15 protein-coding genes are annotated in these 19,476 nt (G+C 69.0%); 3 read left to right on the forward strand and 12 right to left on the reverse strand.

Going from position 1 to position 19,476, the window contains the following annotated elements:
* The first annotated feature begins 48 nt into the window (after positions 1-48).
* Both ACQG3P_RS12525 and dkgB read left to right on the forward strand, forming a co-directional pair.
* Positions 49-1,263, forward strand: a complete 1,215-nt coding sequence (locus ACQG3P_RS12525) for an MFS transporter (RefSeq protein WP_426805241.1) — start codon at positions 49-51, stop codon at positions 1,261-1,263.
* 67 nt (positions 1,264-1,330) lie between these two features.
* Entirely contained in the window at positions 1,331-2,134 is an 804-nt protein-coding gene (dkgB, locus tag ACQG3P_RS12530; protein ID WP_426805242.1) for a 2,5-didehydrogluconate reductase DkgB, read from the forward strand.
* A gap of 175 nt (positions 2,135-2,309) precedes the next feature.
* On the opposite strand, the gene ACQG3P_RS12535 is transcribed toward dkgB, so the two are convergent.
* The 3 genes from ACQG3P_RS12535 to mgtE form a co-directional block, all read right to left on the reverse strand.
* Positions 2,310-3,014, reverse strand: a complete 705-nt coding sequence (locus tag ACQG3P_RS12535; protein ID WP_426805243.1) for an alpha/beta fold hydrolase — start codon at positions 3,012-3,014, stop codon at positions 2,310-2,312.
* A 54-nt stretch (positions 3,015-3,068) separates the two neighbouring features.
* Positions 3,069-5,798 (reverse strand): bifunctional acetate--CoA ligase family protein/GNAT family N-acetyltransferase, encoded by a 2,730-nt coding sequence (locus ACQG3P_RS12540; protein ID WP_426805244.1) that lies wholly within the window; start codon positions 5,796-5,798, stop codon positions 3,069-3,071.
* A gap of 128 nt (positions 5,799-5,926) precedes the next feature.
* Positions 5,927-7,297 (reverse strand): magnesium transporter, encoded by a 1,371-nt coding sequence (mgtE, locus tag ACQG3P_RS12545; protein ID WP_068854439.1) that lies wholly within the window; start codon positions 7,295-7,297, stop codon positions 5,927-5,929.
* A 307-nt stretch (positions 7,298-7,604) separates the two neighbouring features.
* Here mgtE and ACQG3P_RS12550 point away from each other — a divergent pair, with 307 nt between their 5' ends.
* A complete protein-coding gene (locus ACQG3P_RS12550) occupies positions 7,605-9,407 on the forward strand; it encodes a monovalent cation:proton antiporter-2 (CPA2) family protein (protein WP_426805245.1) in 1,803 nt (600 codons plus the stop codon).
* A 328-nt stretch (positions 9,408-9,735) separates the two neighbouring features.
* Here ACQG3P_RS12550 and ACQG3P_RS12555 read toward each other — a convergent pair whose 3' ends face one another.
* The 9 genes from ACQG3P_RS12555 to ACQG3P_RS12595 form a co-directional block, all read right to left on the reverse strand.
* Positions 9,736-13,077 (reverse strand): ankyrin repeat domain-containing protein, encoded by a 3,342-nt coding sequence (locus ACQG3P_RS12555; RefSeq protein ID WP_426805246.1) that lies wholly within the window; start codon positions 13,075-13,077, stop codon positions 9,736-9,738.
* On the reverse strand, positions 13,070-13,336 hold the full coding sequence (locus ACQG3P_RS12560) for a YcgL domain-containing protein (RefSeq protein WP_184126006.1): 267 nt from the start codon (positions 13,334-13,336) through the stop codon (positions 13,070-13,072). The genes ACQG3P_RS12555 and ACQG3P_RS12560 overlap by 8 nt, the downstream gene beginning before the upstream one ends.
* 229 nt (positions 13,337-13,565) lie before the next feature.
* The gene (locus ACQG3P_RS12565; RefSeq protein ID WP_093532656.1) at positions 13,566-14,003 is read right to left on the reverse strand and encodes an excinuclease ATPase subunit; all 438 of its coding nucleotides are present in this window, start codon (positions 14,001-14,003) and stop codon (positions 13,566-13,568) included.
* Positions 14,004-14,049: 46 nt separating this feature from the next.
* Positions 14,050-15,291, reverse strand: a complete 1,242-nt coding sequence (locus tag ACQG3P_RS12570) for a beta-ketoacyl-ACP synthase (protein ID WP_095363241.1) — start codon at positions 15,289-15,291, stop codon at positions 14,050-14,052.
* Positions 15,291-16,022 (reverse strand): 3-oxoacyl-ACP reductase FabG, encoded by a 732-nt coding sequence (fabG, locus tag ACQG3P_RS12575; protein ID WP_426805247.1) that lies wholly within the window; start codon positions 16,020-16,022, stop codon positions 15,291-15,293. The genes ACQG3P_RS12570 and fabG overlap by 1 nt, the downstream gene beginning before the upstream one ends.
* Complete coding sequence (locus ACQG3P_RS12580; RefSeq protein WP_179197292.1) at positions 16,019-16,480, reverse strand: hotdog family protein; 462 nt, start codon at positions 16,478-16,480, stop codon at positions 16,019-16,021. Before ACQG3P_RS12580 ends, fabG begins: the two co-directional genes overlap by 4 nt.
* Positions 16,477-17,664 carry a beta-ketoacyl-[acyl-carrier-protein] synthase family protein gene (locus ACQG3P_RS12585; protein WP_426805248.1) on the reverse strand — a complete coding sequence of 396 codons (1,188 nt, stop codon included), beginning with the start codon at positions 17,662-17,664 and terminating at the stop codon, positions 16,477-16,479. The genes ACQG3P_RS12580 and ACQG3P_RS12585 overlap by 4 nt, the downstream gene beginning before the upstream one ends.
* Positions 17,661-18,212, reverse strand: a complete 552-nt coding sequence (locus tag ACQG3P_RS12590) for a DUF3261 domain-containing protein (RefSeq protein WP_093532651.1) — start codon at positions 18,210-18,212, stop codon at positions 17,661-17,663. Before ACQG3P_RS12590 ends, ACQG3P_RS12585 begins: the two co-directional genes overlap by 4 nt.
* The gene (locus tag ACQG3P_RS12595; protein WP_426805249.1) at positions 18,200-19,441 is read right to left on the reverse strand and encodes an NAD(P)/FAD-dependent oxidoreductase; all 1,242 of its coding nucleotides are present in this window, start codon (positions 19,439-19,441) and stop codon (positions 18,200-18,202) included. Before ACQG3P_RS12595 ends, ACQG3P_RS12590 begins: the two co-directional genes overlap by 13 nt.
* Between the last annotated feature and the right edge of the window lie 35 nt (positions 19,442-19,476).

Below are 19,476 nucleotides of genomic sequence, written 5' to 3' on the forward strand. Positions count from 1 at the left end.
AAAGTCCCGCGCGCAGACTGCGCACCTTCTCTTCCACCGGTAACGCTCATGTCCCGTGGCATCCCCTTGGCCCTGTTGGCGCTTACGCTGGGTGCGTACGCCATCGGCACCACAGAATTCGTCATCGTCGGGCTGATCCCGACCATTGCCGCCGACCTCGGCGTGTCCCTGCCCTCCGCGGGCCTGCTGGTCTCGCTGTACGCGCTGGGCGTGGCGGTCGGCGCGCCGGTGTTGACCGCACTGACCGGCCGGGTGCCACGCAAGACCCTGCTGGTGGCCCTGATGGTGCTGTTTACCCTGGGCAACGTGATCGCCTGGATGGCGCCCAGCTATGGCTCGCTGATCGTGGCGCGGGTGTTGACCGGGCTGGCGCACGGTGTGTTCTTCTCGATCGGCTCGATCATTGCCACCTCGGTGGTGCCGAAGGAAAAGGCGGCCAGTGCGATTGCGATCATGTTCACCGGCCTGACCGTGGCACTGGTCACCGGGGTGCCGCTGGGCACGTTCATCGGCCAGCACCTGGGCTGGCGGGCGACCTTCCTGGCAGTGGCGGCGCTGGGCGTGGTCGCGCTGATCGGCAGCCTGCTGTTCGTGCCGCGCAACCTGCAGCGCAGCGAGCCAGCGACGTTCGGCCAGCAGCTTTCGGTACTGGCGCAGCCGCGCCTGCTGCTGGTGTATGCGATCACCGCGCTGGGCTATGGCGGTACGTTCCTGTCCTTTACCTATCTTGCGTCGATCCTGCAGGACGTCACCGGTTTCTCGCCGAACGCGGTGAGCGGCGTGTTGCTGGTGTATGGCGTGTCGGTGGCGATCGGCAACCTGTGGGGTGGCCGCCTGGCCGACCGCCGTGGGCCGATTCCGGCGCTGAAGCTGATCTTCGGGCTTCTGGCGCTGGTGCTGTTCGCGTTGACCTTCACCGCGCACAACACCTGGCTGGTGCTGCTGACGGTGCTGGCACTGGGCGCGGTGGCGTTCGGCAACGTGCCGGGGCTGCAGGTGTACGTGGTGAAGCAGGCGCAGCGCTTTGCGCCGCAGGCCGCTGATGTGGCCTCTGGCCTGAACATCGCCGCGTTCAACGTGGGCATCGCAATGGGTGCTTCGCTGGGCGGGCTGGTGGTGGATCACCTGGGCCTGATGCATACGCCGTGGCTGGGCGCGCTGGTGGTGTTGGGTGCGCTGGGGCTGACCGTGCTGAGCGGGCGGCTGGACCGGCGCGACGGGATCGAGGATCGCGCCGAGGGCGTGGTTGTCGCCTCCCAATGAGCCTTCTCATTTGATTCGTTTAACGGTGCACGGCGTAGCCTGCACTCCCCCACTGAAGGAGTTTTCCATGAGCATTCCCGCATTCGGCCTTGGCACGTTCCGCCTGAAGGACCAGACCGTCATCGATTCGGTCCGCAACGCACTGGACGTGGGCTACCGCGCCATCGATACGGCGCAGATCTACGGCAACGAAGCCGAGGTCGGGCAGGCCATCGCCGAGTCTGGCGTGGCGCGTGAGGACCTGTTCCTGACCACCAAGATCTGGATCGCCAGCTTCCAGCACGATGCGCTGCTGGAGAGCCTGCGCGAAAGCCTGCGCAAGCTGCGTACCGACCATGTCGACCTGACCCTGATTCATTGGCCGTCGCCGAACGACGCGGTGCCGATGGCCGAATACCTCGGCGCGCTGGCGCAGGCCAAGGCCGAAGGCCTGACCCGGCAGATCGGCATTTCCAATTTCACCATCGAGCTCACCCGCCAGGCGATCGCGATCGTCGGTGCCGATGCGATCGCGACCAACCAGATCGAGGTGCATCCGTACCTGCAGAACCGGGCGCTGATTGCGTTCCTGCGTGAGCAGGGCATCCATGTGACGGCCTACATGAGCCTGGCCTATGGCGAGGTGCTGAAGGATCCGGTGATCCAGGCCATTGCCGAACGCCACGACGCCACCCCGGCGCAGGTCGCACTGGCCTGGGCGCTGCAGCAGGGCTTTGCGGTGATTCCGTCCTCGACCAAGCGCGAGAACCTGGCCAGCAACCTGCTCGCGGCGGACCTGCGGTTGAGCGACGAGGACATGGCGCAGATTGCCACGCTGGATCGTGGACAGCGGCTGGCGAACCCGGACGGCATTGCGCCGGCGTGGGATTGACCTTTCGCTCAGGGGTCGCCGGACGCCTGGGTTGGTAGGGTTGGATCCTGATCAACCGCCGACCACGAGGATCTGCGCGGCGAACGCATGACCTCTGCCGAAGAGCGCTTCTTCGGCGGAGGTCATGCCACAACAGAACGTGGCACCGTTATCGGCGGTCGATTGGGATGCGACCCTACGAGCGGGCCAGCAACCACTCACGCATGGCAGCGCTTACTTCCTCGGGCTTTTCCATTGGAGCGAGGTGGCCGCAATCGGGCAGCACGACCAGGGTGGAGCCGGGTACCAGGGCATGCATCTCCTCGCTGATCGGCAGCGGGGTGATGCGGTCGTTGGCGCCGCAGATGATGAGTAGCGGGTCACGGTAGCCGGCCAGTACGTCGTGGCCGTCAACGCGATCGAGCGCGCTCTGGCGCAGGAACACTTCGGCACCCAGGCGTGCGGTCATGTCACGCACGCGCTGTACCAGCACGTAGTCGTCCAGCCGCGAGGCATCGATGTAGCTGCGCATCAGCTTGTCGCCGAAGCCATGGAAGGTGCCGGGCAGGCGCACGCTGGAACGCTGCGACTGGCGCTGGGCGGCGCGCTCGGGCGAGTCGGCGTGGATGGAGGTGTCGATCAACGCCAGCCGCAGTACCCGCTCCGGGGCCACGCGCAGGATCTGCTGGGCGACGAAGCCGCCCAGCGAGAAGCCGGCCAGGGCGAAGCGTTCCGGGGCCTGGGCCAGTACGTCGTTGACCACGGCCTGCATCGTCTCGCCGCGGGTCTGGTCGCCGACCGTGCAGTCGGCGATGTCGGAAAGGGCGGCCACCTGCGCGCGCCAGAGTTCGGCGTCGTTGAGCAGGCCGGGCAACAGCAGCAGCGGAATGCGATCGGTCATGACGTCATTGTCGGCGATCGCGACGTCGAGGGCACGTCGGTGCCACCCGCAGGTTCAGTGCGTGACACCCTCCGGCGGCAGCGCGACCTGCGCTTCCTGCACCGGCAGGGTCACCACCATGACCGTGGAGTCGTCGGGATCGAGCTTCGTCTTGAAGCCCAGGCTCTGGCACATCGCCAGCATGGTGCTGTTCTCGCGCAGCACCTGGCCTTCGACGATGTTCAGGCCCAGCCACTGCGCGTATTCGATCATGATGGTCATCAGGCGCCAGCCGATGCCATGGCCCTTGAGGTCGGAGCGGATCAGGATGCCGTATTCGCCACGGTCGTAGTCGGCATCGGCGTGCAGGCGCACCGCGCCGAGCATGTCGCCACTGCGCGGGTCGATCGCCACCAGCGCGATGGAACGGGCGTAGTCGAGCTGGGTCAGGCGCGCGATGAATTCGTGGCTGAAATGCTTCACGGACTGGAAGAAGCGCAGGCGCAGGTCGTCGTCGGTGACGCGGGCGAAGAAGGCGCGGAACAGCGCGTCGTCTTCCGGCCGCACCGGGCGTACGAACGCGGGCGCACCGTCGGAAAGCGTGATGGTGCGCTCCCACTCCTTCGGGTATGGGAACACGGCGAACCGCGGATGGCCACGGCCCTTGTGCAGCTTGCGCGAGGGCGCGATGGCCACGCGCGCGTCCAGTGCGATGACACCGTCGCGGTCGGCCAGCAGCGGGTTGATGTCCAGCGTGCGGACTTCGGGAATGTCGGCGGCCAGCTGCGCCAGCTTGACCAGGATCAGCGCGACGGCGCGTTCGTCTGCCGCCGGAACATCGCGGTAGGCCTTGAGGATGCGCGACACGCGGGTGCGGCCGATCAGCTCATGGGCCAGGCGCAGGTCCAGCGGCGGCAGCGCCAGCGCCTTGTCGTCGATCACTTCCACGGCGGTGCCGCCACGGCCGAACACCACCACCGGGCCGAAGGTCGGGTCATCGGCGATGCCGGCAATCAATTCGCGCGCCTTTGGCCGCACGATGGTGGGCTGCACCAGCACGCCGTCGATGCGCGCGTTGGGGCGCATCTCATGGGCGCGGGCGAGGATGGAGCTGGCGGCGGCCTGCACGGACTGCAGGGTGCCCAGGTTGAGGCGCACGCCATCGACATCGGATTTGTGCGGGATGTCGGCCGAGAACACCTTTACCGCCACGGTGGCGCCCTGCTCCAGCAGCGGCTGGGCCAGGTCCATGGCTTCGTGCGGGTCGCGCGCCTGCATCACCGGCGCGGAGGGAATGCCGTAGGCCGAGAGCAGCTGGTGGGTGGCGATGGGGTCCAGCCACTGCTGGCCGGCGGCGAGCGCGGCCTCGACGATGGCGCGCGCGGCGGCGGTATCCACCACGAAATCCTGCGGCAGGCTGGGCGGGGTCTCCATCAGCGCCGCCTGCGCATCGCGGTAGCGCACCAGGTGCTGGAAGCCGCGCACGGCTTCGGCCTCGGTCGGGTAGGTCGGTACGCGTGCGGCGTTGAGGGTGGCGGTGGCACGATCGTCGTTGCCCAGCCACACCGCGAACACCGGCTTGTCGCGATGGTGGCGCGGGCGCAGGCCGAGGGTGCGGGTGAGTGCCTGCGCGGCGTCTGCCGATGAGGTGAACGCGGTGGGCACGTTGACCACCAGCACGGCATCGTTGCCGCTGTCGGACATCAGCGCATCGATGGCGGCGGCGTAGCGGTCACCGTCTGCGTCGACCACGATGTCGACCGGATTGCTGCGCGACCAGCCTTCGGGCAAGACGGCATCCAGCTCGGCGATGGTGCCGGGCGAAAGCTCGGCCAGGCTGCCGCGCAGGGCCAGCAGCTGGTCCACGGCCAGCCGCCCTACCCCGCCGCCGTTGCTGAGGATCGCGAGACGGCGACCCGGGAAGGTGCCGAGGCGGCCGAGCGTTTCGGCAGCGGTGAACAGCTCATCCAGCGCGCTCACCCGCAGCAGGCCGGCGCGGTTGAACGCGGCGCCATACACCGCGTCGGAGCTGGCCAGCGCCTGCACGTGGGTGTCGCCATCGGGATCGATGCGGATGTGGCGGCCGGATTTGACCACCACCACCGGCTTGGCACGCGCGGCGGCGCGCGCGGCGGACATGAACTTGCGCGCGTCGCGGATGTGTTCGACGTAGAGCAGGATGGCGCGGGTGCGGTAATCGGTGGCGAAGTAGTCGAGCAGGTCGCCGAAGTCGACGTCCAGCGCGTCGCCCAGCGAGACCACGGCGGAAAAGCCGACCGATCGCGCCACGCCCCATTCGACCAGCGCTGCGGCAATGGCGCTGGATTCGGAGATCAGTGCGAGGTCGCCCGCCTGCGGGAAGTGCGCGGCGATGCTGGCATTGAGCCGTGCATGCGGGGCGATCACGCCCAGGCAATGCGGGCCGAGGATGCGCAGGCCCTTGGGCCGTGCCGCCGCTTCAACCTGCTCGCTGAGCGAACCCGGGCCGTGGCCGAGGTTGGCGGTGAGGATGATGGCCGCGGCCACGCCGCGTTCGGCGGCGGTGGCCACCACCTGCGGCACGATGCTGGCCGGGGCGGTGATGACGACGAGTTCGGGCACCCAGTCGAGGTCCTTCAGCCGTTTGACAGTGCTGATGCCGTCGATTTCGCCGTAGCGCGGATTGATCCAGGCGACCTTGCCGGGAAAACCGGTGGCGCGCAGGTTGCGCATGACCGCGCGGCCGGCGGAACGCTCGCGCGGGCTGCCGCCGACGACGGCCACCGACTGCGGGCGGAATACGGATTGCAGGTGGTAGGTGCTCATGGGGTCGAACAGTCACCGGGACACGTGGTGACACGGTACACGGCTGGCGGTCGCGTTGGGATGATCTGGCGCAAGGATCGGCTGCCGCCGCATCGCCACGCCGCACGCGGCGTGGCGACATGGTGCGGTTACAGCAGCGTGCCGCGCAGGATCATCGCAGCGATGCTGAAGTAGATCACCAGGCCGGTGACGTCGACCAGGGTGGCCACGAACGGTGCCGAGGCGCTGGCCGGGTCGAAGCCCAGGCGCTTGAGGATGAAGGGCAGCATCGAGCCGGACAGCGAGCCGAAAGTGACGATGCCGACCAACGCCGCACCGATGGTGAGCGCCAGCAGCTGCCAGTGCTCGCCGTAGTCGTGCAGGCCGAGCAGCTGCCAGGACACGATGCGGATGATCGCCAGCACGCCGAGGATGGCACCCAGGGTGATGCCGGTAGGCACTTCGCGCAGCGCCACCTTCCACCAGTCGCGCAGGCGTAGTTCGCGCAGGGCCAGGCTGCGGATCAGCAGCGAGGTGGCCTGCGAACCAGAATTGCCGCCGGAGCTCATGATCAGCGGAATGAACAGGGTCAGCACCACGGCGCGGGCCAGCTCGTCCTCGTAATGCTGCATGGCGCTGGCGGTGAGCATTTCGCCGAGGAACAGCACGCTGAGCCAGCCGGCGCGCTTGCGCAGCATCTCGAAGAAGCCGATCTGCATGTACGGCTTTTCCAGCGCTTCCATGCCGCCGAACTTGTGCGCGTCCTCGGTGGATTCTTCGATCAGCGCATCCAGGATGTCATCCACGGTGACGATGCCCAGCACCTGCTGGCGCGCATCGACCACTGGAATGGCGAGCAGGTCGTGGCGACGGATCAGCTGAGCCACTTCTTCCTGGTCGAGCATGGCATCGACGGTCACCGGCGGATTGACCTGGGCCACCTCCAGGATCGGCTCGTCCGGCAGGCCGGTGATCAGCCGGCGCATGGTGACCACCTGCTGCAGGGCCTGGGTGACCGGGTCCAGCACATAGATGGCGTACACGGTCTCGCGGGTGCGCTCGACTTCGCGGATGTGCTGCAGGGTGCGGCCCACGGTCCAGTCGGCGGGCACGCTGACGAATTCGGTGGTCATCAGCGCGCCGGCGGTGTGCGCCGGGTAGCTGAGCAGCTGCTGGATGGCCTGGCGCGAATCGGCGCTGAGCAATGGGATCAGGCGCGCGCGTTCGTCCTCGTCCAGCTCATGGACGATGTCGGTGGCACGGTCGTCGGCCATCAGGCCCAGCAGCGCGGCGGCCTTGGCCACCGGCAGCGCGGCCACGAGGTCACCGCTGCGGGTGAGCTCGGGCTGTTCGAGCATTTTCACCGCGCGCGGCAACGGCAACGCGGCCAGGGTGTCGGCGGCGCGCGGCAGGGCCAGGGTGTTGAGGTATTCCACCGCGTCGGCGGTGTTGAAGTCCTGCAGGGGTGCGCTCAGGGCGGCGGCATCCGCCACCGGGCGCAGGAGGTCTTTCTGGTTCATGGGGTTCGCCTTGTGGATCGCGATCGCGCGACGCCAACGCTGGCGAACCGTCCCGTGTCAGGCGGTGGCCATCGCTGGCGTCGAGCAAGGTCGACTTCTACTGTCGCTGGACATGGGTGTGGACTCCGGAAGGGTTTCGCTGGGCGCACCGTGCTGGCGCGGTCAGCGGGCGGCAGTCTGGACCCGCACGCAGACCGGGTCAACCCCTTGCGGGCCCTCGTTCGGGCCCGGTTGAAGGTCATTGACGCGCGGGGCCGCATAATAGGCCGCCGGCGACAGGCCGATGATGCGATGCGCAGGTTTCCCCATGCATAGCGGTGCGCTGGTCCTGGCCCTGGTGCTGCTGCTGGCCGCGGTGATCGCGGTGCCGGTATTCAAGAAGCTCGGGCTGGGTGCCGTGCTGGGCTACCTGGCGGCGGGCGTGGTGCTCGGACCTGACGGGCTGGGCTTCGTGCAGGATGCCGACCGGATCCTCGGCGCGGCCGAGATCGGCGTGGTGATGCTGCTGTTCGTGATCGGGCTGGAGCTGTCGCCCACGCGGCTGAAGGTGATGCGGCGCTCGGTGTTCGGCGCCGGCACCGCGCAGGTGGCGCTGAGCGCGGTGGTGCTGGGCAGCCTGCTGATGCTGGACCACTTCCACTGGAAGGGAGCGCTGATCGTGGGCATCGCGCTGGCGCTGTCGTCCACTGCCGTGGGCCTGCAGCTGCTATCCGAACACAAGGGGCTCAACACGGATTACGGCCGGCTGGGCTTTGCCATCCTGCTGTTCCAGGACCTGATCGCGATTCCGCTGCTGGCGGCGATTCCGCTGCTGGGCGGGGCGCGCAATGAAACCCTGCAATGGAACGACGTGGCGGTGGCGCTGGGCGCGCTGGCGGTGGTGATCCTGTGCGGGCGACCGGTGCTGCGCTGGCTGTTCAACACCGTGGCGCGTACGCGCAGCCCGGAGGTGTTCACCGCGATGGCGCTGCTGGTGGTGCTGGGCACGGCGTGGTTCATGCAGACGGTGGGCCTCAGCCCCAGCCTGGGCGCGTTCCTGGCCGGCGTGCTGCTCTCGGATTCGGAATTCCGACACGAACTGGAATCGCAGATCGAGCCGTTCAAGGGATTGCTGCTGGGCCTGTTCTTCATCGCTGTGGGCATGGGCATCGACCTGGACCGGGTGGTGGCCGAGCCGTGGGCGATCGCGATCGGGGTGGCGGTGCTGCTGGTGGTGAAGTTCAGCCTGCTGTTCGGCATCGGCAAGCTGGCCAGGCTGAGCACGCGGCACGCGCTGCTGCTCGGCAGCGTGCTGTGGCTGGGCGGTGAATTCGCGTTCGTGGTGTTCAACGAAGCGCAGCGCGCGAACCTGCTGGGCAATGCCAACCACGACCGGCTGGTGGCGATCGTAGGCCTGTCGATGGCGCTCACGCCGCTGCTGTTGATCGCGTTGCTGCGCCTGCTGGGTCGCGAACACGAGGTGGCGCGCGACAGGCCCGCGGCCGACACCATTGACAACGGCGGCACCGAACCCAGCGTGATGATCGCTGGCATGGGCCGCTTCGGCCAGGTGGTGGCACGCCTGCTGACCGCGCAGAAGATTCCGTTCATTGCGCTGGAAGCGAACCCGGACACGGTGTCGGACCTGCGTCGCTTCGGCAACAAGCTGTACTACGGCGATCCGACCCGGCCGGAGATGCTGCGCGCGGCCGGCGGCGAGCATGTGCGGGTCTACGTGATCACGCTGGACGACCCGGAAGCGAACATGCGCGCCACGCGGCTGATCCGGCGCCTGTACCCGGACGCGGTGGTGCTGGCCCGCGCACGCAACCGCCAGCATGCATGGCGGCTGATGGACATGTCGGCCGAACCGTTCCGCGAGGTGTTCGGCAGCAGCCTGGACATGAGCGAGCGGGTGCTGACCGCGTTGGGCCTTCCGACAGAAACGGCACGCGACCATGTGCAGCGTTTCCGCGAGCACGATGAAAAACTGCTGCGCGACCAGTACCTGGTCTACGACGACGATGCCGCGGTCATGCAGACCTCGCGCGATGCGAGGGCGGATTTGATGCGCCTGTTCGAAGCCGATGCGGAACGCGATGAAAAGCCAGACAACCAACGCGACAATTGAACGGAACCGATCGAACGTATCCAACTCCCCCATCGTTCGCCAGCAATTCGTAGCGCCGACTGTCAGTCGGCGACCGCGCGCAGCGCGGCCCGAAGATCCGCAGACACACACCCAACGGCTGCGGCGCACTGATCGCGGTTGATGACCGTCCGAAGCCGTGTGTCAGGGGTTCATGACGTCGGAACGGAGAGCAGCCGACTAACAGTCGGCTCTACCGGTCGGCTCTACCGGTTGGATACACGGGTCGGATGTACCGGTCGGATATACGGGTCGGATGCACCGGTCGGATATACCCGCCCGATACACCGGTCGAGACAAGGCGCCGCCGTTACCCGTTATCGCGCAGGAACCGGGCCATCGACGAAACGCCCGGCACGCGCGGTTCGAACTCACCGGCCACGTCGATGAAACCGCGCATCACCGCGATCTCGCGCGGGCTGCGGTTCAACGCGTCGCGTACGTCCGGATCCGCGCCTGCGCGCAGCAGGCGCTGCACCAGCAGCGGCAGGCCGTGCAATGCCGCCAGGTGCAGCGGACCGAACCCACGCGGATCGCGCGCATCCAATGACACGTCTTCATCGAGCAGCCGCTCCACGGCGGCCAGCACGATCTGCTCATCGCACGCGGTACCGGGCTCGGCGCGCGCGCCCAGCAGCAACAGCAGCGGGGTCACCGAACCGGCTGCAGCCTGGTCCGGCTCGGCACCGGCCAGCAACAAGGTGTCCAGCAGCGCCAGCAGGCGCGAACGATCCCGCGCACCAAAGCCGTACAGGGCCGCGCAATGCAGTGGACCCAGTTGCTGCGCGTCGCCCGCATGCACGTTGGCACCGGCGGTCAGCAGGCGCGCGGCGATGTCCGGCAGGCCCAGCGCCGACGCCAGCATCAGCACGGTCACGCCACCGGGCAGCTTGTATTCCAGTTCCGCACCGGCATCCAGCAGCGCCGACACGATGTCGATCTGGCGCATGCTCACCGCCGCCGACAGCGGCGTGGCACCACTGGCTGCAGCGTGCTGCGGGTTGGCGCCACGCGCCAGCAGCAGGTCGACCACGGCCAGGTGGCCGCCACCGGCGGCACGCAGCAGCGCGGTGCAGCCCTGCGCATCCACCACGTCCACCGCGAAGCCCAGGTCGTTCAACCGGCGCACGGCGTCGGCATCGCCGGCCATCGCGGCGGCGGGGAGATCGGCAGCACGCAGCGCGCGGCGCGGCAGCTGCCAGACCCGCCAATCCAGCCAATCGGCCAGGTCGCGGCGGCCGATCGACAGCGCCACGCCCAGCGGGGTCTGGCCATCGGCAGCGCGGGCTTCAGGCGAGGCGCCCTGCTGCACCAGCAGCTTCAACGAGCCTTCGCGGGCCAGCGCGGTGGCCAGGTGCAGCGCGGTCATGCCGTGGCTGTCGCGGGCTTCACGGTCCACGCCGAGGGTGAGCAGGGCCTGCTGCAGGCGCAGCCAGCCCAGGCGAACGGCGAGCGACAGCGGCGGATCGCCGGCCGGCGAGGCCGCAAACGGATCGGCGCCGCGTTCGAGCAGTTCCAATGCAAGCTGTTCCAGGCCGCGCGCGGCCTGGTCGTGCTGGGCGCAGGCGCTGAGCAGGCGTGCCAGGCCACCGGCACCGGTCGGCGATACGCCCCGGCGCAGCAGCACCTGCAGCGCGGGCACCGCATCGATGCCACGCGCCAGCAGCGCGAACATCGGGGTATCGCCGCAGGCATCCAGGACCTCCGGCGCGGCACCGTGCGCCAGCAGCCACTCCACCGCGTGCGGGTCCAGCGCCAGTTCGCCGTCGTGGAGCAGGCCGCCCAGTTCGTCCGGGCTGCACAGGCGGGCCAGCGAGGCCATGCCATCCACGTTGCCGAATCCCAGCGCTTCGCGCAGCAGGTCCAGCGGCGGGCGGTCCGGCAGTGCCGGGCTCCCCTGCCCGCTGTCATCCTCGCCCGCGCTGGCCAGGCCATCGCTCACTGCGGTGGGCAGCGGGTAGCTGCGGTCCAGCAGCGAGACGATCGCCCAGCGCCCGGCGGCGGCGGCGATATCCACCGCGCGGCGTCCCTGCGGATCGGAGACGTCGGCGGCAATGCCCAGGTCCAACAGGCGGCGGACCAGCAACGGCGAGACGTTGTCGGCCATGCAGGCCAGCAGCACCGCGTTGCGGCCTTCCACGTCGACCGCATGCAGGTCGGGCTTGTGCGGCAGCAGGTGTTCGACCACGCCGGCCCGGCCACCGCGCGCGGCTTCCAGCCACGGCGTACGAGACAGCGCATCGCGCGATTCAAGGTTGGCGCCGGCCGCCAGCAGCACATCGATGATGTCCACGTGGCCGGCCAATGCCGCTTCATGCAGCGCGCTGCGGCGCTGGCGGTCGCGCGCGTCGGCGCGCGCCTTGTGCTTGAGCAGCAGCTGCACGCCGGCCGGATCGTCTTCTTCGGTGCCGGCCGCGGCCAGCAGCACGGGGGTGCCCTCGGCCGGTTCGGTGCGCGCACCGCGCTCCAGCAGGAACCGCGCCAGCCGCCAGTTGCCGACCTGGCAGGCCACTGCCAGTGGCGACCAGCCGTCATTGTTCAGTGCATCCACTTCGGCCGCGGCATCGCGCAGCAATGCCGCCACGCCGGGGTCGGAACTGCGCGCGGCGTGGTGCAGCGGGGTGTTGCCGTCGCTGTCGACCGCGCGCGAATCGGCACCGTTGGCCAGCAGGGTCATCACCGCTTCGGGGCGGCCGTGCCAGCTGTCGCGGGTGGCGGCCAGCAGCGGGGTCATGCCCTTGTGCGGGGTGTTGACGCCCACGCCACGGGCGATCAGTTCGCGCAGCAGGCGCAGGTCGGGCAGCACGGCGGCCAGCACCACCAGGCTCCGCTGGTCACGCCAGGTCGGGTCGGGCAGGCCCTGCGGGTCCGCCCCGGCGGCCAGCAGCTGCAGGGCGCGGTCGACCCGGCCGCTGCGCGCGGCTTCGTACAGCGCCGGCAGGCGTTCGTGCTGGGCCAGCGGCTCCAGCGGTTGGCCCGGGTCGTCGTGCTGGGCGGCGGCGGCGAACGGGTCGCTGCCCAGGTCGAGCACGCTGCGGCTGCCCAGCGGGTCGGCCGGCGCGATGCGCTGCAGGGCCAGGTGGGCCAGCGGCGAACCGATCAGCACCGCCAGCGTGAACGGCCAGCGCAGGCCATCGGGCACCAGCCCCGGCCACGCAGGAACCACCACCAGCGCGCAGACCGCCACCACCAGCGCGGCCACGACCAGCCCGCGCCAGGCGCTGAGATCGCGGCCGGCCAGGGTGCGCCAGTGGCGCGCCAGGCTGCCGTCACTGCGTTCGATTTCATTCCACAGCGGCCAGGTGCGCCAGACGCCGAGCAGCGCGGCACTGACCGCCACGCTCAGGCCGAGCACAGCGGCCAGGCTGCCGCTGTCGTGCAGCGCGGCCAGCGGCCAGGCCACCAGCAACGCCAGCAGGGCCGGGCCCACCGACCACAGCGCGAGCAGCGCCGGCAGGTCCTGGCGGCCCAGCTGGGGCAGCGCCGGCACGGCGCGGCTGCGCCGCCACCAGGATACGCCCAGCGCGAACGCCGGCTGCGCCAGTGCGGCACCCAGCGCAGCCGGCACCCCGCCCAGCACCGCGGCCAGCGACAGCAGGCCGCCCGTGGCGAAGGCGATGGCGGCAGCGCGGGTGCGCGGAAGATCAGTCATCGCGGCGCGGCACCTTCACGGGCGCGACCGGCGGCGGTGGCATCTGCAGGTGGAAGCCGCGCTCTTTGAGGTTGGCGCGCACTTGATCGGCGTCAGCCAGGGCGAGGCGACGGTCCGGAGTCAGGGCAACTTCCAGCACGAATGCGAACGGCGCCAGCGTGGCCTTCAGCGCATCGGGGATGGCATCGAAGGCGTCGCGGGCGGCGAGGTAGACGTAAGTGTCCTGCTTGCGTTGGCTTTTGTAGACGTAGGCTTGCATTGCCCGCGGGGCTTGGCCCTGGGAATAGATACGCCGATTGTGGAGTAAAGCAGGCAACTACGAAAGCCGGGCAGGCGCCAAGGTGTCGGTTTGCTGGCGCGCGGCAGATTCAGGTTCATCAATGTCGCGACGGTGTTCAGGTAGGGCGGCCACCGCCGTTCCGGGGGAACGGCGGTGGCGATGCCAGCCGACTAACAGTCGGCTGCTACCGGTGGAGTGCCGCGAAGCGTCACTTCACCTTTGCGTAGGTGCCTTTCAGGGCGACGCCGGCCAGGATGGCGCCTGCGTAGCATTCGAAGTTGGTGGTGCTCTTGAACTCGTTCTTCTTGTAGTAGCTGACGACGTCGACCACGGCGTTGGCGCCGCGCGACTTGGCGCCGTCCTGCAGCGCCTTCAGCGCCGACAGGGCCACCCAGTTGCAGGCCTCGGCATCGCTCTTGTTGGCGGCATTGGTCTTCTTGTTGGTCACGTCTTCGCCGAGGCGCTGCTGGACGTTGACCTTTTCGCCGGCCAGGAAGAAACGGACGCTGCCGTCGATGCCGGCGGCTTTTGCCTCCGGGGAGTTGATCAGGTCATGCAGCGGCAGCTCGACCCGGGTTTCACGGGCATTGGCGGTGCTGGCAACGGCGAGCAGGGCGGTGGCGGCAATCAGGGCAAAACGACGCATTCAAACATCTCCTTGTTGGTAAGGCGGGGTGTTGCTCGGGGGAAAGTCAGTCCTGCCAGCGGCGGAAGATCAACGAGGTGTTGATGCCGCCGAAGGCGAAGTTGTTGCTCATCACGTACTCGGGCTGCATCTGCCGGCCTTCGCCGCGGATGAAATCAAGCGCGCCGCAACGCGGGTCGACCTCGTGCAGGTTCAGGGTCGGGGCGAACCAGCCTTCGCGCATCATTTCGATGGTCACCCACGCTTCGAACGCGCCACAGGCGCCGAGCATGTGGCCGACGTAGCTCTTCAGCGAGCTGATCGGCATGCCCGCGCCGAACACCTGGGCGGTGGCCTGGGTTTCGGCGATGTCGCCGTGTTCGGTGGCGGTGCCATGTGCATTGACGTAGCCGATCTGGCCCGGTTCCAGCCCGGCGTCTTCCAGCGCCAGGCGCATGGCCTGGGCCATGGTGTCGGCGGTGGGCTGGGTGACATGCTGGCCGTCGCTGTTGGTGCCGTAGCCGACCACTTCGGCCAGGATGGTGGCGCCGCGCGCCTGCGCGTGTTCCAGCTCTTCCAGGATCAGGGTGCCGGCGCCCTCGCCCAGCACCAGGCCGTCGCGGTGGGCATCAAAGGGACTTGGCGTGGTCTTCGGCGCATCGTTGCGCACGCTGGTGGCGAACAGGGTGTCGAACACCGCCGCGGCGGTGGCGTCGAGCTGTTCGGCGCCGCCGGTGACCATCACCGTCTGCTTGCCGCTGCGGATCGCCTCGTAACCCGAGCCCACGCCCTGGCTGCCGGAGGTGCAGGCACTGGAGGTGGTGTAGACCCGACCGGACAAGCCGAAGAACACGCCAATGTTCACCGGCGAGGTGTGGCTCATCATCTTCAGGTAGGTGGTGGCACTGATGCCTTCGGTGGTGTGCTCGTGGAGCATGCGACCGAATTCGGCGGTGGCTTCGTGGCTGCCCGAGGACGACCCGTAGGCCACGCCGGCCAGGCCGCTGCGCAGCACCGGATGGCCGAGCAGGCCGGCCGCTTCCAGCGCCAGTTCGGTGGCGCGCACCGACATCACCGCGACCTTGCCCATGCTGCGGGTGGTCTTGCGGTTGTAGTTCGAGGGCAGCTCGTAGTCTTCGGCCGGTGCAGCCAGGCGTGTGTTGAGGCCGTCGAACACTTCCCAGCCGGGGATGTAGCGCACTGCGTTTTCCTGCGCATGCAGGCGCGCGCGGATGCTCGGCCAGTCGTGCCCCAACGGGCTGATGGCGGCGGCACCGGTCACCACGACGCGACGATCGGGTCGGCTCATCAGACCATGCCTCCGTTGACCGAGATCACCTGGCGGGTGATGTAGCCGGCCGATTCGGACAGCAGGAACGAGACCGCGTGCGCGACTTCGTCCGGCTGGCCCATGCGCCCGGCGGGAATGAGTTTCAGGGCGTGCTCGAGCACTTCTTCGTTGACCATCTCGGTCTCGATCAGGCCCGGTGCCACGCAGTTGACGGTGATCGCGCGGCTGGCCAGTTCCAGCGCCAGCGCCTTGGTGGCGCCGATGATGCCGGCCTTGGCCGCGCTGTAGTTGGTCTGGCCGCGGTTGCCGACCAGCCCCGACACCGAAGACAGGGTGACGATGCGGCCCGGCTTGCGCCGCCGCACCATCGGCATCACCAGCGGGTGCAGCACGTTGTAGAAGCTGTCCAGGTTGGTGTGCACCACCGCATCCCAGTCCTCGGCGGGCATGGCCGGGAAGGCACCGTCACGGGCGATGCCGGCGTTGCAGACCACGCCGTAATAGGCGCCGTGCACGTCGACATCGGCCTCCAGCGCAGTGCGCGCGGCCTCGCGGTCGGACACGTCGAACATCAGCACCCGGGCCTGGCGGCCCAGTGCCTGGATCTCCGCGACCACCTGCTGCGCTTCGTCGATCCTGCTGCGGCAATGCACCACTACGTCGAAGCCATCGCGCGCGATCCGCAGCGCTACGGCGCGGCCGATGCCCCGGCTGGCGCCGGTCACCAGCACGGTCAGATTCCCTGTCATGCCTCTCCACTCTCCAGATAAGCCATCGCATCGCGTGGTTCGAACACCGATACGTTGGCGACCGCCAATTCAACATCCCCTGCCAGGATCCGGCAGGCGAACATGCCCAGTCCATTTTCGCCCATCAGCTCGCAGTGTGCCTCCACCCGCAGGCAGCTGCCCGGCGTGAAGGCCGGCTGGTGGGCGGTATAGCGGCGGGTGCCGAGCAGGAATCCGATCGACGGCTCGCGCCCTTCGGCGCGCGCGCGGCAGCCGGCCCAGGCCGCAATCGCCTGTGCCATGTACTCCACGCCCACCCAGGCGGGCACCCCGTCAGGCGTGGAGAACAGGCCGTGCGTGGGCACGTCCACTTCCACCACGATGGATTCCGGCTGCCATTCGATGACCCGGTCGATCAGCCGCAGGCTCTCGCGATGCGGCAGCACGCTTTCGATATCGGTCGGCAACTGCATGCTCATCCCCGCGCCAGCGCCAGCACGGCATTGCTGCCGCCGAAGGCGAACGAATGGCTGAGTACATGCTGCAGCGGCTGCGCCGCGCGCGTGCCAGCCGCCACCAGGGCCAGCGCCGGCAGCGCCTCGTCGCCCTGCCCGTCCCACCAGTGCGTGGGCAGGCGCTGGTCCGGGTTGTCGGCCAGGGTCATCCAGCACAGCGCCGCTTCGATCGCGCCCGAGGCGCCCAGGGTGTGCCCGGTCAGCGGCTTGGTCGAGCTGGCAGGCACCTGCGTGCCCAGCACGCTGGCCACGGCCAGGCTTTCCATGGCGTCGTTGTGGCCGGTGGCGGTGCCGTGCAGGTTGACGTAATCAATCTGGTCGGCGGCCAGGCCGGCGCGGTCCAGCGCCTGCTGGATGGCCTCGATGGCGCCGCGCGCCTGCGGGTCCGGCGCGGACATGTGGTGCGCGTCGGAGGATTCGCCCCAGCCGGACAGGCGCACCGGGCCCGGCTCGCGGGTCATCAGGAACAGCGCGGCGCCCTCGCCGATGTTGATGCCGTTGCGGTGGCGCGAGAACGGGTTGCAGCGCGCGGCCGACACCGATTCGAGCGCGCAGAAGCCGGCCACGGTGAAGCGGCACAGCGAATCGGCGCCACCGGCCACCACGGCATCGACGACTCCCGAACGCAGCAGGCGCGCGGCGGACATCAGCGCCTTGGCGCTGGACGAGCAGGCGGTGGAAATGGTCCAGGCCGGGCCGTCGCTGCCGATCCGCTCGCGCACGAAGCGCGCCGAGGTGCCCATTTCCTGCTGCGCGTAGTCGAAACCGTCCGGCCAGCGGCCTTCGTCGGCCTGCAGGCGCAGCGCGCCTTCGGATTCGCCGATGCCCGAGGTGCTGGTGCCGATGATCACCGCGACGCGCCCGGCGCCGAAGCGCGCGATCGCCGCTTCCACCGCCGGGCGGATCTGCAGCAGCGCGGCTTCCAGCAGCGCGTTGTTGCGTCCGCGCAGCGCCACCGGCAACGCCGACAGGTCCGGCAGCGGCCCGCTCACTTCGCCCAGCGCCAGGGTGCGGCCGGCGATCAGGGTGTCGTTGTCGCTCAGGCCGCCGGGCTGGTCGGCGAACAGCCCGTCGCGCACCTGCGCGCGCCCGCTGCCCAGTGCGCAGACCACGCCCAGCTCGTTCAGATATACCGCGCTACTGCTCACTGTCGTGCCTGTCCCATGTCCAACGATTCAATCACCAGTTCATAGCCTTCGGCCAGGTTGCGCAGGCGCAGGCGGCCGCCGTCGAGCGGTTCCAGTACCAGCCACGCCTTGCCACCCTGCTCCAGGCGGCGGCCACCGTCGGCCTCGACCAGGCTCCATCCAGCGGGAAGCTTCGCCCGGATGGCATCGGCCGGCCACAGCGCGAACTGAAGGTCATCCAGCACGCGTTCGCCACGCACCTGCGGCGGCAGCCACGGGGCGCGGGTCTGTTCCAGGGTGTGCCCGTCCCAGACCATGCGCACGCCGGTCTGGCCCATTGCCTGCACCGCCAGCCGCACCTGCTCGCCATCGGCCTCGAGCAGCGCATCCAGCTCGCGCTCGTGGCTGCCGAAGCGGAACTGCAGGCGCTGCTGCAGCTGCAGCGGTTCGGCCAGCGCCGAGGGTGCCAGCTGCAGGGTCGGCAGCTGCACCAGGGGAGCGGGCATGCGGGTGCTGGCGCAGGCCGCCAGCAACACGCTCAACAGCAACGTCAGGATCAGCCGGTGCACAGTTCCTCCAGCACCCGCAGGCGGCGGCCGCTGTCATCGGCCACGTACGGGTTGGTGGTGTCCCACGCGTAACCGGCCAGGATCGAGGAGATCATGCGGCGCACATCCGGCTGCGGGTCGGGGTGGTAGATGATCTTCTGGAAGCCACCGGCGTACCAGGCCTCGACGAAACGGCGGAAGGTCTTCACCCCGGCGCGCAGCGGAAGGGCGAATTCGCGCTCCCAGTCCACCTGCTCACCGGCATGCCGGCGCGCCAGGCAGTCGCTTGCCAGCTGCGCGGACTTGAAGGCGATGGTCACGCCGGAGGAGAACACCGGGTCCAGGAACTCGCCGGCGTTGCCCAGCAGCGCGTAGCCCTCGCCCCACAGCGAGCTGACGTTGGCCGAATAGCCGGTGATGGTGCGCACCGGCAGCACCGCCCATTCGGCGTTCTTCAGCAGGCGGGTCAGGTTCGGGTCTTCGCCGACGATGGCCTGCAGTTTCTCCAGGTCGGTGCCGTCGTACTTCTCGAAGAAGCTCGGCTCGGCCACCACGCCCAGCGAACAGCAGCCGTTGGAGAACGGGATGGTCCAGTACCACACGTCCACGTGTTCGGGATGGGTGGTGATCAGGATCTTGTTGCGGTCGAAACCGGCATCGGCCGGAATGTGGTCGCGCACGTGGCAGAAGATCGCACCGCGCACCGGGAAGTTCGACGGCGATTCCAGGTTGAGCAGGCGCGGCAGCAGGCGCGCGAAGCCACTGGCATCGAGGATGAAGCCGGCTTCGATGGTGTACTCGCTGCCATCCGGGCGGCGCACCTGCACGCGCGCCGGGCTGCCGGGCTCGACCGACAGCACTTCGTCGCCGAAGCGCAGGGTGGTGCCCATGCGCTCGGCGCCGCGCGCCAGCACGTCGTCGAAATTGGCGCGCTGCACCTGGTAGGTGGTGCCCCAGCCCGGCGAGAACTTGTCGCGGAAGTCGAACTCGGTGGTGCGCTCGCCGCGCACGAAGGCCGCGCCGTTCTTGTACTGGAAGCCGGCTTCGACCACGTCCTGCAGCAGGCCGGCCGCTTCGATGTACTCCATGCTCTGCGGCAGCAGGCTCTCACCGATGGAGAAGCGCGGGAACTGCTGGCGCTCCAGCATCAGAACCTGGCGGCCCTGCTGGCGCAGCATGGCGGCGGCCACGGAGCCGGCAGGGCCGGCACCGATCACCAGGATTTCAGTTGTTTCCGGTGCTGCGGTCATCGATGCATCCTTGATCAAGAAGTAGGGGGTGTCCG

The sequence above is a fragment of the Stenotrophomonas sp. SrG genome (assembly GCF_050031795.1).
Lineage (GTDB): Bacteria > Pseudomonadota > Gammaproteobacteria > Xanthomonadales > Xanthomonadaceae > Stenotrophomonas > Stenotrophomonas rhizophila_A.

Coding starts and splice junctions, on each gene's coding strand:
- ACQG3P_RS12525 (WP_426805241.1), top strand. CDS start 49: ATGTCCCGTGGCATCCCCTTGGCCCTGTTGGCGCTTACGCTGGGTGCG.
- dkgB (WP_426805242.1), top strand. CDS start 1,331: ATGAGCATTCCCGCATTCGGCCTTGGCACGTTCCGCCTGAAGGACCAG.
- ACQG3P_RS12535 (WP_426805243.1), bottom strand. CDS start 3,014: ATGACCGATCGCATTCCGCTGCTGCTGTTGCCCGGCCTGCTCAACGAC.
- ACQG3P_RS12540 (WP_426805244.1), bottom strand. CDS start 5,798: ATGAGCACCTACCACCTGCAATCCGTATTCCGCCCGCAGTCGGTGGCC.
- mgtE (WP_068854439.1), bottom strand. CDS start 7,297: ATGAACCAGAAAGACCTCCTGCGCCCGGTGGCGGATGCCGCCGCCCTG.
- ACQG3P_RS12550 (WP_426805245.1), top strand. CDS start 7,605: ATGCATAGCGGTGCGCTGGTCCTGGCCCTGGTGCTGCTGCTGGCCGCG.
- ACQG3P_RS12555 (WP_426805246.1), bottom strand. CDS start 13,077: ATGACTGATCTTCCGCGCACCCGCGCTGCCGCCATCGCCTTCGCCACG.
- ACQG3P_RS12560 (WP_184126006.1), bottom strand. CDS start 13,336: ATGCAAGCCTACGTCTACAAAAGCCAACGCAAGCAGGACACTTACGTC.
- ACQG3P_RS12565 (WP_093532656.1), bottom strand. CDS start 14,003: ATGCGTCGTTTTGCCCTGATTGCCGCCACCGCCCTGCTCGCCGTTGCC.
- ACQG3P_RS12570 (WP_095363241.1), bottom strand. CDS start 15,291: ATGAGCCGACCCGATCGTCGCGTCGTGGTGACCGGTGCCGCCGCCATC.
- fabG (WP_426805247.1), bottom strand. CDS start 16,022: ATGACAGGGAATCTGACCGTGCTGGTGACCGGCGCCAGCCGGGGCATC.
- ACQG3P_RS12580 (WP_179197292.1), bottom strand. CDS start 16,480: ATGAGCATGCAGTTGCCGACCGATATCGAAAGCGTGCTGCCGCATCGC.
- ACQG3P_RS12595 (WP_426805249.1), bottom strand. CDS start 19,441: ATGACCGCAGCACCGGAAACAACTGAAATCCTGGTGATCGGTGCCGGC.